This is a genomic window from Bacillus sp. AFS001701, assembly GCF_002559405.1.
GTDB lineage: Bacteria > Bacillota > Bacilli > Bacillales > Bacillaceae_G > Gottfriedia.
In genome coordinates this window covers 1-535 of the sequence record NZ_NTZO01000290.1, presented here as the reverse complement: position 1 = coordinate 535, position 535 = coordinate 1, and the positions used below count along the sequence as shown (strand labels likewise).

Below are 535 nucleotides of genomic sequence, written 5' to 3'. Positions count from 1 at the left end.
ACTATAATCAAATTATTAGCTACAACTGGTATGCGAATTCGGGAACTAGCAGAGGCAAATTGGGGTAAAGTTACAAAGGATTCAAACGGTTATTGGCTAGAGATTATTGGAAAAGGAAATAAAAAACGTGAAGTTAAATTATTAAATCATGTATTTGTAGATTTATGTAAACTAAGGAGTCGACGTGGTCTATCAAATCTAATATCAAAAACAGATTCAAGTCCATTCTTTCCAAATAAACTGAATCAACATTATTCGTTTAAATATTTATCAAAATATGTAATTGAAATGATAAAAGATTCAGAGTTACCTTTTGTAATAGAACATAATCGATCGAACAATATTAGTCCACACTTCTTTCGACATCATTATGCATGTCGTTCAATTGAAAAAGGTGCGAGCATTTATCAAGTCAGTCGAAGTTTAGGTCATGAAAGTATTCAAACGACTGAACTTTATTTAGCAAAAATGATGAATCGAACTCAAAATGCAAGTAATGTTTGGGATGATGAAAATTATTAAAAAGAAAAAAACC

Annotated in this window: 1 protein-coding gene; it reads left to right on the top strand. The window is 30.1% G+C overall.

Going from position 1 to position 535, the window contains the following annotated elements; genetic code table 11:
* Positions 1-522, top strand: a 522-nt coding sequence (locus CN514_RS18175) for a tyrosine-type recombinase/integrase (protein ID WP_141529414.1), incomplete at its 5' end; no start/stop codon positions are given.
* Positions 523-535: the final 13 nt, after the last annotated feature.